We start from the raw sequence: 15,004 nt of genomic DNA, 5'->3' as shown, positions 1-15,004 counted from the left end.
CCCGCTCTACCCGCCGTTTTTCGGCGTGTTTCTTGTCCCCCCCAGCGGGCGCCGGGCAGTGGGCGCCAAGCCCGGGGCGCCGCCGCCCGGGGCCGGCGCCCGGGGCCGGCGCCCGGGCGCCCGGAGTACCCTGACCAGATGGACCTCGACGATGGCACGCGCGAGCAGCCAACCGCCGCGCTCATCACGCGGCCGCCGCGCGCGTACCTGACCGGACGCGCGACGGTGTGGGTGCGCCGAGGTGCGCTGATCCTGACCGCTGTGACCGCAGCCGCCTGTCTGCTCGCCTATCCGTTTCTCCCGGAGGCCATTCCGACTCACTTCACGAATGAGGGCAACGCCGACGGATTTGGCGAGCGGTCGATCCTGCTTGTCGTTGTGGGTGTGCTCGTAGCGATTGAGGCGGCGCTTTCGTGGGCATCGCATTATCCGCGGCTGTTCACGTATCCGGTCTCCATCACGCGTGAGAATGCGCAGCACCTGTACCGCGCGGGCGAGCAGATGCTCGTCTGGAAGACGGCGATCGTCGCGGTCTTACTGCTCGGGCTGGCGCTCGCCATCATCGGCGGCATTCCGCTGCTCCCCTTCGTGGTCGCGGGCCTCGTCGCGCTGATCGTGTCACTCATCGTGGGGACCATTCGAATGATGCGCGCATAACGCAGCCGGTACGCTGGCACGATGCCCGACCCCGCAGCTCTCTCCGTCGTCCGCGACAACATCGACGCCATCGACCGCCGCCTCGTTGAGCTGATCGCCAAGCGAGAGCAGTGGGTGATTCGCGCAGGATCGCTGAAGTCTGACGATGCCGCCGTCCGAGCGCCTGCCCGGGTCGAGCAGGTCATCGAGAAGGTGCGCACTCTCGCGACGGTGGCGGGTGCATCCCCAGAAGTGGTCGAGCACACGTATCGCGCGATGATTGAGGCCTTCATCGAGCTAGAACTCAACACTTCAGCGGAGTCTCGCGCGGACTCAGCGAGCGTGCCTGAGCGCGGCTAGCTCGCCTGCGCCACGGCGGGCTGAGCTGGGCACTTCATGTAGGTCGGTTTACCGGGGCCACCCCGATCAATCTGGTGGTCGGTCATCGCTGACCCGCAAATCGGGCATGTTGGATTGGCCGGCATGACGTATGCGGGCTCGTTTGGATCTCCGAGCTGCGAGGTGCCCTCGAACTGATAAAAGAATCGTCGCCAGGCAGCCCAGAATCCAGGTTGGCCGTCCCAGGGAGTTGCATGCCAGAGTCTTCTTTTACGTTCGCGCACACCCCCACCATAGCAGATTAGTTAGTGCACAAACTAATCTCGAGACTCGCAGCTACCGTTCCGCACACACGGGGCTCCGTCCAGCCCGGTCAGCCCCGATTGAGCACCTTCACGAGATGAACGAGGTGATAGTCGCCGGCCGGCGTGCGTTCAGTTTCGACATACCCGTTCCGCTCGTAGAGACGAATATTCGCGAGGCTGCGCTCCCCGGTAAACAACCGCATCTCACTCGCGCCATCGAACTCGGCCTCCGCGCTGCGCAAGAGCTGGGTGCCGATCCGCATTCCTTGACAGTCCGGGACCACCGTCAACCGCCCGAGCTCAACCGCCTCGCCAGCATCGACGCGCCGTAAACGCACGGCCCCGAGCAGTCGCCCGTCGACCCGAATTCCCAGCGCCACAACATCCGGATGCTTCAGCTCAGCACACAGTTCTTCGAGTCTCTGCGTGAGAGGCGGGAGGTCGAAATCCCGGTGTGCCGCCGCCTCAGTAACATAGGCTGCACGTTGCAGTGTCAGCACCTCTCCGGCATCGTCGACACCGAGTCTCGTCACGGTGAGCGGACGACGTGCGAGACCAGATTCAGAAGCACTCATGGGCTGAGAATAGCTGCTCCACACCCAGACAGTCGATCCCACAGCTCGCGCCGAACCGTCAGCGCGCCACACTCTCAGCGCGCCGAGCCGCTCACTCGGTAGCCCAACTGATCGTCCTGTTCCACAAGACCCATCGCCTCGAACTGGTTGAGCCATCCCAGCATCGGCCAGACACCCCAACGCTCGGCGTACACGCGCCCGTTTCTGACGATGTCTGTGACGTGCCGCACCGGCGGATCCTCGACCTCGTGGAACTGATGAAAGGCGCGCGCGCCTCCAACCCAGACGAGGTCGATACCCGCGCTCAAAGCGAGTTGTCCAAAGTCCGTATCCTCGCCACCGTAGCCGCGATAGCGCTCACAGAATCCTCCGAGTCTCCGCCACGTGCCGGCCGTCAGCGCGAACGATAGCGACCAGAAAAGCTCGTGGTTTCCGCCGGACATGTGCTCACCCGGCGACGGAGCTGGACGGGACGGGTGCGGGTCGTCCAGTTCGGCCAAGTTCTCGATGTCATAGCCGTCATCGGGCGGTCTCGGGAGATAAGTCACCGGACCACACAAGAGTTGATCGGTAAAGCTCGGGAGCGAGGCGGCCGCCTGATACCCGGCCACGAGTTGTGGACTCGGAATGCAGTCGACGTCGAGAAAGATGAGCAGTTCAGCTCCCGCCTCAATCGCCGCTTCTGCCCCCATATTGCGCGCACGCGCCAGCGGCAGACGGGACGAGTGACCGGGCAGGCTCAGTACTTTTGGCGTGGGAGCATTGCGGTCCAGAGGCAGGTCGGGATCCGCTATCGCGACGAGCACGTGGTGATCGGGCGGCGACGTTTGGGCAATGACTCCGCGCCGCTGGTTTCGCCAGTGGTCGTGTCGGCCATGCGCGATGGTAATGATGGCGGTGCGCATCATGCCCGCCTCTCGCCCACGAGTCCGAGGATCGCCTGCGCCGCTCTGCGCGCTCCCAATCCGTCGTTCCAGTGCCGCCATTTCGCGCCATCGAGTGCGCGGGCTGATTCCAATAGCTCGAGCCACCCGCGATCAGGCCACTCCGCTCGCACCACCGCGGGCCAGCTATCGTCTAGCAGCTCCGTCGCCGTCGAGAACTGTTCGTTGAACGGCCGCTTCTGCGGGATCACGACCGCTGGCACTCGCGCAGCTGAAACATCGGCGAGTGCACCCTCGCCCGCGTGAGTGACCACCACACTCGCTTGACGAAGCCGCCGGCTGACATCGGGAACCCACGTTCCAGTTCCCCCGAAGTGTTCCCAGGTCCATTCCGGCGTTTCGGCTTCCGCGGCCGCAATCGCTGAACGCGTGAACTCGTCCCCGCCTGCGCCACCGAGCACCACGACACTTTGAGATGTGACTCGCTCGGGGCCTTGCGCAGGATCACTCACTCGACCGCCGATCGCGCCGACCGCGAGGATTCTTGTTGGGGCGGGTACTCCCGCGACCATTCGTTTCGCCGCGGGCGGCCAGGCCGCAAGAATCATCGTCGCGATATCAAATCCGAGTTCATGTGCCGGGTCGGTACGTTCGCCCGGCAGTGCGATTACCACCACCCGCACGCCGTGAAGCCGCGCCAACAGGGCGATCTCGACCGACACGTCAACGACGATCAGGGCGGGATCGTGCGCATCTATCCACTTCGAGACCGCTGCAGAGCGCCCCCGCAGACCCCGGTCACCGATTGGCACCCAGTGCAGGCGCCCATTCGCCTCAGCATCCTGCGGGCCGACGTTCTCCTCGAGCGGCAGCGTCACCCACTCGCCCGGCCAGTCATCAGGTCGTTCGAGTGACGACAGGCCCGTGACCGGCTCGTCCAACTCGCGAGCAATTGCGGTGGCGCGGGAGAGGTGACCGCGTCCGTGATGATGGATGTAGTATCCGATCACGCGGCGGCCACCACTGCAGACATCTCGCAAAACTCGCGTTCGTACTCATCGATCATCCGTTCGTGCGAAAGGAATTCGCACGCAAACGCGCGAACCTTCTCGCGAGGAAGATCACGCGCTTCGATGAGCGCCGCCGCAAGCTTCTCGACATCGTCTGGCGGGCACAGCACGCCTCCGTCTGGCCCAACAACCTCCGTGAGTCCGCCGCGAGAGAACGCCGCCACCGGCGTTCCGCACGACATCGACTCTGCAGCGACGAGCCCGTATGGCTCCTCCCATATCGGAGTGACAGCCGTTACAGCAGATCGTCCGACCAAGTGAGCGAGTTCCGTCGTGTTGAGGTGGCCCGCGTATGACGCGTGCGAGTTGAGACGCGGCGCGATCTCAGAGTCGTAGTAGTCGCGGTCGTAGATCGGCCCCGCTAGGACGATGGCCATTCCGGCGCGTCGCGCGGCTTCCAACGCCAGGTGCGGGGCCTTCTCCGGCACAATCCGGCCGAACCACACAGCGTGTTCTCCCCCGGCACCACTCGGCCAGCGATGCACGTCTATGCCGTTGCGAATCACCCCCAGGTCAGCGGCCCCGCGCCATTGAGTCGCGGATGTGCTGCTGACCGCAACGAATCTCGAGTTCGGGGCTGCGAATTGGAGAGCGGACTCAAGCCACGGCGTCGGCGGCGTGTGCAGGGTCGTCAGCATGGGGACAGCCACGGCGGGCGACATCGCGACCGGCAGGTGATGGAGGCTGTTGTTGTGAATCACGTCGAAAGCGCCCTGGCCTGCCGCCGCAAGCGACAGCATCAGCGAGAGATAGGCATGGTGCTCCTGCATCCACACGTCAGCGGGAGCAGCGACGTCAGCGCGAGCGTGTTCAGACAGGTTCAGCGGCGCAACCTCAAGTTCGCGTGGGTTCAGACGTTGATCGGAACCGGGCGCCGCAAAGACACTCACCGAATGACCGCGAGACATGAGTTGAGTAGCGAGCGCGTATGTGTGCGCTTCCAGCCCACCCGCAAAGGGCTCTCGAACCGGGAAACGACTGGATGCGATCAAGCAGATACGCAGAGGGCTCATGAAACCAGCCGTTCGTACACGCGGGAGTGGGCCACGGCCACGCTCCTCCGTTGCGACGCACGCCAGCCCACAGAGGCGGGCTGTGGCGCTCCCTCTTGGTAGGCGACAAGAACGGCACGATCGAGAGATTCTGGATCAAAGCTGTTCTCCTCGTGCACGTACTCAATCACCGGGCCCTGGTCCCGGTAGTACCCGCAGCTCGGAGCAATCACCGTTGTTCCCAGGTCGCGGCACGCCTCAAGCCATCCGGAGTGCGTCCCAAAGCGATACGGCAGCACGGAGACGGAGATCGACGCGAGGTACTTCCAGAGCTCATCATCTTCGAGGAAGTCGTGAACTTGGAGGTCAAGACGTCCGCTATCCGCACCCTCACGCAGGAAACTCGCGAGTTCCGGCTCAAAATTGGCGCCACCTTCGTCCAGCACGTCGTGATGGCCGTTGACCTGGAGCACGCCGCCGGGAATCCTACTTACGGAATCGGCGAGTGTCTCGAGTACAGGCATCGGGTTCATGCTGGCTCGCAGGCTCTTGACGTGCACGCCTACTCGAAACTCCTGCGCGCTCCGGGGCCGAGACACCGACCGCATGGTTTCGAAATCGACCACGTGCGGATGAGGGATCACCTGCGCTTCTCTCCCCCATCGCGCTGCAATCTCCCGCGCAGCGCCCGGCGTCAGCGTGATCAGCGCGTCCGCGCTCGGGATGAGCACGTCGAGCTGTGCGTCATGCAAAGACCTGTCGAGGTGGTGCGGGTTGCGAAGATCGTGGACCGTGTACACGAGTGGACGGCCCGTCTCTCGTAATGCGGAGACCCACTCGGCCAACTGCTCCGGGGTCTGCGCATCGAACCCGAACTGCAGATGCATGACATCAAAGTCGAGTTCTTCTCGCACCCAATTGGGCTGCAGCATGACCGGTGGCCACCATCGCGACTGCGCGGGCCGACTGGGGATATCCGGATCAGGATCAGCCAGTCGTTCGATGTCCGCATACCCCTCAAGGAAGCCTTCAGGCTGGAGGTGACGAACGTAGACATGTCCAGCCGGGATACTGGCAACGCGAATAGTTCGCGACTCCGAACGCACGACGCGTCGCTGATCGACGACGGATTCAACCACAAATACCTCCAGGCAGATTTCAGGTGACCAGTTCATTGTCACTAGGAGGACCGCATGAGGAGTACGCCCTTGAACTCCCGTCAGTAACCGGCTACGTGAACCCCCAACGATCCGAGGAACCCATGAGCTTGCAGTACCCACCGACACCGCCGTATTCGCAACAGGCATCGCAGTGGCCATACGCGGTGTTCTCCGGCGCTCTCGGCGACAACGCCACCGGGAGCTGGTTCCCTGCCCGCGCCGAGGTCAGCAACGGCTACGTCACGCTGTGGGTGGCACTTCCCACTGGCTGGACGCAGTACTTCAGCGTGCCCGCCAGTGATGTGACTGTCAGGTCTGCCGCACAGCGGATCACACTCGTCGTGCGCGGCCAGAGCTTTCCGATGCTGGCCGACCCACGTTCGGTGGATCGGGCCATCAAACACGCGATAATCGGCGGTGTCGCGGATGTGCTGGACAAGCCCCGTTTTGAGATGGGCGTGGACCTCGCTCGCACGGTCAACGTGGCTGGCGCCGCCTACTCGTTCCATCTCGGCGGCGGGCCGGCGTTTCTGGCGGCGGCGCAGCAGTCCGGCGCACGGACATCCAGAATGGGGTACGGGCTGCTTCTCGGGCTCGGTTGCGGCGGTGGAGTCCTCGTCGTGATCGTCGTGACACTCGTCACGCTCGCGGCGATCTCGCTCTGAGACCGCACCCATTGCGCTGGGCTACTTAGCTCGTCGAGCACGGCCGTTGTGCCTGGACTACGTCCGCAGTCGGCATCAATCTCGCGGGCTGCTCGCCTGCTCAGTGATCCGTCCAACCGGAGGTCGACGCCGTTGGCACCGCGGGCACAGGTGCGAGCCACGCCCGCCGAAGGCAATCCGCTTGATCGGAGTGCCGCAGCGAGCGCACGGCTCCCCCGTACGCCCGTAGGCGTTCAGCGAGTGCGCGAAATACCCCGCCTGACCGTTCACGTTCACGTACTGCTCGTCGAACGACGTGCCGCCCTCCATGAGCGCTTGCGCGAAGACGGCGCGCAGCACGGTGAGCAGCTCGGCGGCCTTTCGGGCGCTCAGCGATCGACCGGCCGTGTCGGGGTGCAACCGTGCGCGCCAGAGCGCCTCGTCCGCATAGATGTTGCCGACGCCGCTCGCCAGAGTCTGGTCAAGCAGCAGTTTCTTGACGCCCGCACTGCGGGCGCGCAGCGCCGCGATCCAGCCCTGGTCGTCGAATGCGGGGTCGAGCGGGTCTCGAGCGATGTGGCTGGCCTGTGCCGGAACCTCACCGAGGCCGTCCGCCGCGGGGCGCAGCGCGTCGAGGGCGAGCGACCCAAATAGGCGCTGGTCGGCGAAGTCGACGCGCAGCTCGCCGTGCTCGGGGTGCTCGACCCAGATCCGGATCCGCACGTGCCGATCATCTGGGGCGTCATGCGCGCGCAACAGCACTTGCCCGCTCATGCCCAAGTGTGCGAGGAGGGCGATGCGATCGCCCGCGCCCGATACGCCGGAGGTGGGAATCCAGATGAACTTGCCGCGCCGCTCGGGAGCTCCGAGTTCGAGACCGGTGACGCGGCGCTCGAAGTCGGCGGAACGTGAGACGCCGGCAGCCTCGGTGAGCGTCACGCCGTGCCCGCCGAGACCGTCATCGCCGGACGTCGGCACGTGGCGCTTGAGCGCGCGCGGGTCGAGCACCTGGGCGCCAACGATGCGGGCTCCGGTCACGGCGGGAGCGAGCCCCGCACGAACGACCTCGACCTCGGGAAGCTCAGGCATGTGAGCGCTTCGCCGGGAGACGCAGTCGCGTCACGGCGTCGCGGGCTGCAGCGAGTTCCGCCGACTTCTTGCTGGTGCCGACGCCGCGCCCGGTGACCCCGTCGAGGGTCACGCTCGACGCATACCTACGCTCGTGATCCGGGCCTGTGCCCGAGGTCTCATACGGCGGGTGCGGCAGCCCGCGGCGCGCGGCCTCTTGCTGCAGGGAAGTCTTGGGGTCGAGCGCTTCGAGCGCGTCGAGGAAGCGTTCGGCGTCGTCGAGCAGCGGAGCGACCAGCTCCAGCACGAAGCGCGTCGTGGTGGCCTGATCCGTCGACAGGTACACCGCACCGATCACGGCTTCAACGACGTCCGCGAGCAGCGAGTCTTTGTCGTGCCCACCGGTGAGTTCTTCGCCCTTGCCGAGACGCAGCATGTCGCCGAGCCCGTGCTGCCGCGCAACGGCAGCGAGTGCGACCGTCGATACGAGCGCAGCGCGGCGCTTTGCGAGCTCACCCTCACTGAGGTCAGGGAACGATCGAAACAGCTCGACCGTGACGGCCTGCCCCAAAACGGCGTCCCCGAGAAACTCGAGCCGCTCGTTATGAGGCGCGCCACCGTGCTCGTACGCCCACGATCGGTGGGTCAGCGCGAGCTGCACGAGATCGGGGTCGGCGTGGACGCCGAAGGCATGGAGAAAGCCGCCGGGATCCCCTACCGGGGAGCCCGACGGCTCTGCAACACTCTGAGTCAACGAAGTGTCAGAAATCTCAGAAGTCAGCAGATTCAGAAGTCAATAGACTTCCGAGATCAACCGACTCAGACGTCAGCGACCTTGCGGCCCTTGTACTCGAGGAAGAGGGCGTTGCCCTGCGAATCCTCGACGACGCGGGCGCGGTGGGGCAGGCTGTACACGGTGCGACCGTTTTCTTCGGTCTTCACCAGTGTGGGGGCCGTGGCCTTCCACGCCGAACGGCGGTGACGGGTGTTCGATCGCGACATCTTCCGCTTGGGAACAGCCATGATGCTCTCTTTCCTACTTGCTTGCGGACTCGGGAGTCTCACCCGAGCCGTGGTCTACTTCAGCCTCGACTGCTGTGGTCTCCGCCCCATTCGGAGCGAAACCCGCCAGCGCCGCCCAGCGCGGATCAAGATTCGCACTGTTCGTCACCGCAGCCTCAGTGTCACGCAACTCGCCGGACTCGGGATCGAGCCCCGGGCAGTCTGGGCGACACACGGGCTGGAACGGAAGTGCAAGCACTACCGCGTCTCGGAGCGGAGGTTCAAGATCCACGTGATCACCGTGAACCCCATACTCGTCGGCCTCCGTAGGAGTATACGCGAAAAGTTCCTGGAATTCGACTTGAAACGGCGTGGTGAAATCTTTCAAGCAGCGACCGCACTCCGCATGCATGGTCGTTGCAACCTCAGCGGACACGAGAATTCCCTCGTGCACCGACTCGAGGCGAACGTCGAGATCGAGCTCGACGCCCTCCGGGATTTCGGCAAGACTCTCGCCGAACTTCTCGGGAACCGTCAGGGTGCGCGACCGCTCGCGCATCTCCCCCGGACGGTTGATGATGTCGCGGATGTTCTCCTGGTAGATACGGCTCGTACTCACCGAGACATCCTACCGCGCCTCAACCCGGAAGTCAGGCGGGGCGACGCTTATCGAGGAACCGCGCAACTGCTTCGGGTACATACGGACTGACGTCGCCACCCATCTCTGAGACCTGGCGCACCAGGGTGCTCGACACGTGCGCATGCGCTGGGTCGGGCAGCATGAAGACCGTCTCAACGTCTGCGAGGCTGCGGTTCATGATCGCCATCGGCGTTTCGTAGGAGACGTCGATCTGTGACCGGATGCCCTTCACGAGCACCGATGCGCCCACGTCGGTGCAGTAATCGACGAGCAGGCCGACCGACCAAGAGGCCACCGTGATGTTCTTCGGCGCGCCCGCTTCATCGAGCGACTTCTGAATCAGCGTCATCCGTTCAGAGATCGGCAGCATCGCGTGCTTGCTGGGGTTGTGCACGACCAGTACGTGCAGTTCGTCGAAGATGCGCGCGGCGCGCAAGATGACGTCGAGGTGCCCCATCGTGACCGGATCGAAGGAGCCGGGAACCACAGCGATTTTCGTCATGGCATCAGCCTAGAGGTTTGCCGCCGGAGGAACCCCTAAGAATGGAGAAAGCGTGCACGCACTCTTAGTTTTCGGCGCGTCCGCTGCGCCAATACCCCATGAACGCAACCGACTGCCGGTCGATACCCCGCTCACTGACCAGGTTGCGGCGAATCTGCTTAATCGCCCCGGCCTCCCCCGCAAGCCACGCATATCCATGTGAGCGCCGAGCGTCGTCAGCGAGCGGTACACCTGTCGCCTCGTCGAGACCCGGAACCTCCCACAGCAGTTCGCGGTCGACGTCGATCTCTTGCAGCAGCGCATCGCCGCGCATCGCCTCCGCAAGCGTCGATTCGCCTGTAGCCAGTCCCCCTGGAAACACCTCGTCGAGCGATCGAACAGCATCCACGAGGGCCGCCCCGCGCGCCGCATTCCCGCGCTCGCAGACTTGCAGTTCGAGCCGCCCACTCTTCAGCATCGCGTCGGCATCGAGCAGGGCGGCGTCTGCGCGATCCGCCACCTCGAGAATTACTCGGGCGCAGGCAGCCCCGTCGAGAGAGGCAAGAATGCCCGCAATGGCCGGGAGCGCAGTATCGTCGCCAACGATCAGGAAGCGGTCGGCACCGCGAGGCGGAATCCACCCTACGGCCGTGTTGGGGCCGTCGAATCCCGCATCGGGGGCGAGGATCACGAGCGCGTCGCCGATTTGCGCCGCTTCAGCCCACGCCGATGCCGGGCCGGGGTTCGCGGCGTGGCGCGCAAAGTCGACGGTGAGACGGGTTGGCGATTCCGAATCGGGTTCGGCTCGGGTCAGCGCGCGTGGCGTGTAGGTGCGCATCGGTGGCCGATCCTCGTCTGCGAGTGCAGCCCATGATCGGTACCAACCGTCTCCGTCTTCGAGCGCAGGAATTACGCCGCGCGAATTCGGCAGCAGCAGCTTGATGCGCTGATCGAGACCGGCGAACCCAAAGCGGTCGAGATCGTCACCCGTGAACACGACTCGCACGAAGCCCGGCGACGGTCGCGAAACCTCGGCGGCAGCCACGTCGAACAGTCGATATGCCGAAGCACTCACGCCGCGCCTCAGAGCCCGTTTTGCTTCGCGAAAATGACCGCGTGCACACGATCCCGCAATTGCAGCTTCGCCAGTACACGCCCCACGTGCGTCTTGACGGTTGATTCAGAGAGGAACAGGTCAGCGCTGATCTCGGCGTTGTTCAAACCGTCGGCGATCAGCCGCAGCACCTCGAGTTCACGCTCCGTCAGCGCGTCGAGCGCCGGACCAGGCACGGGTTCAGCGCCGCCAAGCCCCGCTCCGTTACCTGCGCGCAGCTGTTCGAGCAACCGGCGCGTCACGCTCGGTGCCATGGTCGCGTCACCCGCGGCAACCCGCCGGATCGAGTCGACCAGTTCCGTGGGGCGCGCGTCCTTCAACAAGAAACCGCTGGCGCCCGCCTGAATCGCGCCGGTCGCATACTCGTCGAGATCGAACGTGGTGAGCACTATGACCCGCACCTCGGGGAAGCGACGCACAATCTCGGCTGTCGCATCGATTCCGTTCATGCCGGGCATGCGCACGTCCATCAATACGATGTCGCACCCGTGCTGCCCGAGGCTCGCGAGCTGCTGCAGCGCTTCGCCGCCGTCTGCAGCCTCGGCGATCACATTGATGCCGGGCTCCCCCAGGAGTACAAGCTTGAACCCGGTACGTATGAGTTCCTGGTCGTCGACCAGCATGACGCGAATGTCTTCGGCGCTCAACGGTGTTCCTTTCCTGAGACAGGCAGCGGGGCCTGCACTTCTTCAGTGGTGGCGGGTGTCGAACGGCCGTCGACCCCGCTTGCGTCAGCGCTTACCGGAAGCACGGCCCAGAGGCGCCAGCCGCCGCCCTCCCGAGCCGACAGTGGCCCGGATTCAATGCGACCCCCAAACACGCGAGCGCGCTCGGTGAGCCCCGCGAGACCCCGGCCAGAGCCCACTCCCGATTCGAAGCGCTGCGCCCCGGGTGCCGGTCCGTAATCACGGACCAGCACCGTCGTGCGATCAGGGTTGCGTTCGATACTCACGCGCGCCCTGGCCCCGGCACCCGCGTATCTCAGCACGTTCGTGAGACCCTCTTGAACCACGCGATACACGGCGAGATCTTGCCCGCGGTCGCCCGATGCCTTGCCGGTGACTTCGAGAGTCGCCTGGAGGCCAGCGTCACGGAACCCCGCAATGAGCTGCGGCAGGTCGTCAACGCCCGGCTGCGGCAGCAGGTCGGCCTCTTCGCCATTTGAGTGCAGTGCACCGAGCAATCGTCGCATCTCTGCGAGAGCGGTTCGGCCCGTCTCAGCGCTTCGCCTCATGGCTTCACTCGCTGCGTCGGGCGCTGTCGCGGCGGCGCGTGCCGCTCCCTCGGACAGCGCGATCATCACGGACACGGAGTGCGCCACGATGTCGTGCATCTCTCGCGCGATGCGGGATCGCTCCTCAGCCACGGCGAGCTGCGCGAGTTGGTCCCGTTCACGAACGAGCTGGTGGGCGCGGTCGATGACCGCCGCGATGTATCGCCTGCGATTGCCGAGATTGATGCCCAGCATGAGCACCGCGAGCAGCCACAGCGCCGACATGATGTTCAGTGTGATGTACTCACCGAAGGAGAGTGCCGGGCTCGTATCGGCGACGAGCAGGTCTGCCGGAGTCGTCGGCGCGACGTCACGCGATCCCAGCCACAGCGCCAGACTGGTCTGCACGAGTGTGCCGAACACGGATATGCCGTACGCGAGCCACCCGGCGGCGACGCTGCGGTACACCGGAACGGCGTACAGCAGGAACATGAGGGCGACGCCGTTTGCAATCGCCTGGATGCCCTGTTCGCCGAACGTTACTACAACAACCACGATGAGCCCCGCGAGCGGGAAGCGGCGCCGGTAGAGCAGCGTTGCCGCGATCAGCAGGATACGCGCCACTGCAATCAGCACCCAGGGCCAGGTCAGGTGCGACGGCACGCCCATCCACTGACTCGTCTGAGTGGCCTCGTCCCAGCGCGAAGAGCTGGCGATATCGAGGGTCACACCAATCGCGCTGCCGATGAAGAACCAGACCACGATCGTGATGTCGACCGCGCGAGGGTGCGCGGCAAACGCCCGCCGGATCATTCCCGGCGGGCGCGGGAGGCGCACCTCAGAGTCCGGGGTCATACCGATCATCGTACTGGCACGACCCGTGAACGAAGCCTGGCTGGTGCGCCCCGAGAGACGAGTCGGGATCAGCGCGCGTCCCGACGCTTGAACGCGATGGTGGCGGGTACGACAACGACCGCGACCCACCCAATCATGGCGGCCAGCGCTACCGCGAAGCTCGGGCCACTCGACACGTCAACGACGCCCTGCGAGAGCACAAATCCGAGCTGCGACGGCAGATACTCACTCACCGTTGACACCCATGACCAGCCGGTCATGGTGAGCATCTGGAACGCGATCGGCAGGACGAACGTTACGCCGGCGAGAACCGCGATGCCGCCGGCCGTCGATCGCAGCAGTGCTGCGACACCAAACGCGAACAGCGAGATCAGGACGAGGTAGACGACCGTGCCGAGTACGCCAGAAACTACGACGCTCGAGCCGAGTTGGGCGGCACTCTCGGGATAACAAATGATAGCCGCGGCGAGCCCGCCGACGACCAGTACGAGCGCCGTGAGCGCCGACACCACGGCGAGCACAATGGCTTTACCGATGAAGACCGGAGTGCGCTTTGGCACGGCCGTCAGCGTCGATAGGATCATGCCGCTTGAGTACTCGCTTGAAATCGCGAGTACCCCAAGCACACCGAAGATCAGCGCCAGGAATGGACCCGCGAAAGTCGCAATCATGAGCAGGTACGCCTGCAATGCAACGGCACCAGAGCCGAGAATGTCTGTTTCGCCCGAGCGCAGTTCGTTGCTGAACAGCAGGGCTACCCCGGTACTCAGACCAATGCCCAGCACGACGGTGATGAGGAGCGTGAGTTTGATGCTTCGGAGGGAGCTGAGCTTGATTCGTTCGGACCGTAGGATGCCCGCAAAGGACACGCCGCGCACCGGTTCGCGATAGCCCGCGCGGCGTTGGGAAGTGGTCTTGCCGGGATCTGTTGCCGGTGTTGCCGCCGCGTTGGCGTCAATCACGATGGAGGAGGTCATGTGCGTCTCGATTCTTCGTCGATGAAATCTGGGGTGTCGTGGGGCCGGTGCGGTTCGCCGTTACGACGCCGCGTACTCGACCTCGCCGCGGGTGAGTTCGAGGTAAGCGTCTTCGAGGCTGCCGGCCTGCGGGCTCAACTCGTGGAGCTCGATGCTGTGCTGCGAAGCGACCCCACCAATCTCGGCCGCCGTAAACCCACGCGCAGTGAACCCCTCGTCGCCGAGCGGCTCGAGTGCCGCGTCGACGCGCTCAGCGCCCATGAGCAGCGACGCGAGTTTCGCAGCCTGTGGGCTGCGAACGACAACGCTCGCGCTGCCCACACCACCGATGAACTCGGCGATGGGAGCGTCGGCGACAACCCGGCCGCGGCCAAGCACGATGACGTGGTCTGCCGTCTGAGCCATCTCGCTCATGAGGTGGCTCGAAAGCAACACGGTGCGCCCCTCTGAGGCAAGGTGACGCAGCAGCTGGCGCACCCACAGCACGCCGTCGGGATCGAGCCCGTTGACCGGCTCGTCGAGGATCAGGATCTTCGGGTCACCGAGCAGCGCGGCGGCGATCCCGAGCCGCTGCCCCATCCCGAGCGAGAACCCGCCGACGCGGCGATTGGCAACCGCCGCCAGCCCGGTCTGGTCGAGCACCTCAGACACCCGGTGATCTGAAATGCCATGGGTCGCCGCGAGCGCTCGAAGGTGGCTGCGTGCGCTGCGGCCCGGGTGAACACCCTTCGCGTCGAGCAAGGCACCAACCTCAGCAAGAGGCGCCGCGGCGTCGGAGTAGCGCGCCCCGTTTACCGTAACGGTGCCAGCGGTCGGTCGGTCGAGGCCGACCATGAGCCGCATGCTCGTGGATTTGCCCGCGCCGTTCGGGCCGAGGAATCCGGTGACCTGCCCGGGCTTGATGCTGAAGCTGACATCGTCGACGGCAGTCTTGGTGCCGTACTGCTTGGTCAATCCGCGCGCTTCGATCATGATGACTCCGTTTCTGCTGCCGCCGGGTTCTGGCGATAATTCCAAGTTAGGCGCGCGTATCGGCAGGCGCATCCCTC

The 15,004-nt window shown here is 65.0% G+C and carries 18 protein-coding genes; 3 read left to right on the top strand and 15 right to left on the bottom strand.

The genetic code is table 11. From position 1 onward, the window contains the following. The first annotated feature begins 138 nt into the window (after positions 1 to 138). Entirely contained in the window at positions 139 to 657 is a 519-nt protein-coding gene (locus ACFWHR_RS07965; RefSeq protein WP_382447732.1) for a DUF1648 domain-containing protein, read from the top strand. A 21-nt stretch (positions 658 to 678) separates the two neighbouring features. Further along, positions 679 to 996 carry a chorismate mutase gene (locus ACFWHR_RS07960; protein WP_382447731.1) on the top strand — a complete coding sequence of 106 codons (318 nt, stop codon included), beginning with the start codon at positions 679 to 681 and terminating at the stop codon, positions 994 to 996. Positions 997 to 1,348: 352 nt separating this feature from the next. Here ACFWHR_RS07960 and ACFWHR_RS07955 read toward each other — a convergent pair whose 3' ends face one another. The 5 genes from ACFWHR_RS07955 to ACFWHR_RS07935 form a co-directional block, all read right to left on the bottom strand. Further along, entirely contained in the window at positions 1,349 to 1,855 is a 507-nt protein-coding gene (locus tag ACFWHR_RS07955) for a GNAT family N-acetyltransferase (RefSeq protein WP_382447730.1), read from the bottom strand. A gap of 74 nt (positions 1,856 to 1,929) precedes the next feature. Then, positions 1,930 to 2,763: a glycosyltransferase family 2 protein gene (locus ACFWHR_RS07950; RefSeq protein WP_382447729.1), complete on the bottom strand. Its 834-nt coding sequence runs from the start codon at positions 2,761 to 2,763 to the stop codon at positions 1,930 to 1,932. After that, on the bottom strand, positions 2,760 to 3,749 hold the full coding sequence (locus tag ACFWHR_RS07945; protein WP_382447728.1) for a glycosyltransferase: 990 nt from the start codon (positions 3,747 to 3,749) through the stop codon (positions 2,760 to 2,762). Before ACFWHR_RS07945 ends, ACFWHR_RS07950 begins: the two co-directional genes overlap by 4 nt. Beyond that, positions 3,746 to 4,822, bottom strand: coding sequence for a glycosyltransferase (locus ACFWHR_RS07940; protein ID WP_382447727.1), 1,077 nt, complete (start codon positions 4,820 to 4,822; stop codon positions 3,746 to 3,748). Before ACFWHR_RS07940 ends, ACFWHR_RS07945 begins: the two co-directional genes overlap by 4 nt. Then, a complete protein-coding gene (locus tag ACFWHR_RS07935; protein ID WP_382447726.1) occupies positions 4,819 to 5,940 on the bottom strand; it encodes a glycosyltransferase in 1,122 nt (373 codons plus the stop codon). The genes ACFWHR_RS07940 and ACFWHR_RS07935 overlap by 4 nt, the downstream gene beginning before the upstream one ends. 122 nt (positions 5,941 to 6,062) lie before the next feature. Between ACFWHR_RS07935 and ACFWHR_RS07930 the strand changes: the two genes are divergently transcribed. Next, entirely contained in the window at positions 6,063 to 6,626 is a 564-nt protein-coding gene (locus tag ACFWHR_RS07930) for a hypothetical protein (protein ID WP_382447725.1), read from the top strand. Between the two features lie 75 nt (positions 6,627 to 6,701). Here the strand turns inward: ACFWHR_RS07930 and mutM are convergent, their stop codons facing one another. The 10 genes from mutM to ACFWHR_RS07880 form a co-directional block, all read right to left on the bottom strand. Continuing rightward, positions 6,702 to 7,694, bottom strand: coding sequence for a bifunctional DNA-formamidopyrimidine glycosylase/DNA-(apurinic or apyrimidinic site) lyase (mutM, locus tag ACFWHR_RS07925; protein WP_382447724.1), 993 nt, complete (start codon positions 7,692 to 7,694; stop codon positions 6,702 to 6,704). Beyond that, positions 7,687 to 8,427, bottom strand: coding sequence for a ribonuclease III (rnc, locus tag ACFWHR_RS07920; protein ID WP_382447723.1), 741 nt, complete (start codon positions 8,425 to 8,427; stop codon positions 7,687 to 7,689). The genes mutM and rnc overlap by 8 nt, the downstream gene beginning before the upstream one ends. 65 nt (positions 8,428 to 8,492) lie before the next feature. Further along, positions 8,493 to 8,696, bottom strand: coding sequence for a 50S ribosomal protein L32 (rpmF, locus tag ACFWHR_RS07915; RefSeq protein WP_382447722.1), 204 nt, complete (start codon positions 8,694 to 8,696; stop codon positions 8,493 to 8,495). Positions 8,697 to 8,709: 13 nt separating this feature from the next. Further along, entirely contained in the window at positions 8,710 to 9,294 is a 585-nt protein-coding gene (locus ACFWHR_RS07910) for a YceD family protein (RefSeq protein ID WP_382447721.1), read from the bottom strand. 31 nt (positions 9,295 to 9,325) lie between these two features. Beyond that, a complete protein-coding gene (coaD, locus tag ACFWHR_RS07905) occupies positions 9,326 to 9,817 on the bottom strand; it encodes a pantetheine-phosphate adenylyltransferase (RefSeq protein ID WP_382447720.1) in 492 nt (163 codons plus the stop codon). 64 nt (positions 9,818 to 9,881) lie between these two features. Then, positions 9,882 to 10,871 carry a siderophore-interacting protein gene (locus ACFWHR_RS07900; RefSeq protein WP_382447719.1) on the bottom strand — a complete coding sequence of 330 codons (990 nt, stop codon included), beginning with the start codon at positions 10,869 to 10,871 and terminating at the stop codon, positions 9,882 to 9,884. 8 nt (positions 10,872 to 10,879) lie between these two features. Beyond that, positions 10,880 to 11,557, bottom strand: a complete 678-nt coding sequence (locus ACFWHR_RS07895) for a response regulator (RefSeq protein ID WP_382447718.1) — start codon at positions 11,555 to 11,557, stop codon at positions 10,880 to 10,882. After that, positions 11,554 to 12,978: a sensor histidine kinase gene (locus tag ACFWHR_RS07890; RefSeq protein WP_382447717.1), complete on the bottom strand. Its 1,425-nt coding sequence runs from the start codon at positions 12,976 to 12,978 to the stop codon at positions 11,554 to 11,556. Before ACFWHR_RS07890 ends, ACFWHR_RS07895 begins: the two co-directional genes overlap by 4 nt. A 68-nt stretch (positions 12,979 to 13,046) precedes the next feature. After that, a complete protein-coding gene (locus ACFWHR_RS07885; RefSeq protein WP_382447716.1) occupies positions 13,047 to 13,955 on the bottom strand; it encodes an ABC transporter permease subunit in 909 nt (302 codons plus the stop codon). 60 nt (positions 13,956 to 14,015) lie between these two features. Beyond that, complete coding sequence (locus tag ACFWHR_RS07880) at positions 14,016 to 14,927, bottom strand: ABC transporter ATP-binding protein (RefSeq protein ID WP_382447715.1); 912 nt, start codon at positions 14,925 to 14,927, stop codon at positions 14,016 to 14,018. Positions 14,928 to 15,004 lie beyond the last annotated feature (77 nt).

This window comes from Leucobacter sp. NPDC058333 (assembly GCF_042726155.1).
Classification (GTDB): Bacteria; Actinomycetota; Actinomycetes; order Actinomycetales; family Microbacteriaceae; genus Leucobacter.
Note: the sequence above shows the minus strand (reverse complement) of the source record. Positions and strands in the feature narration are given on the sequence as shown.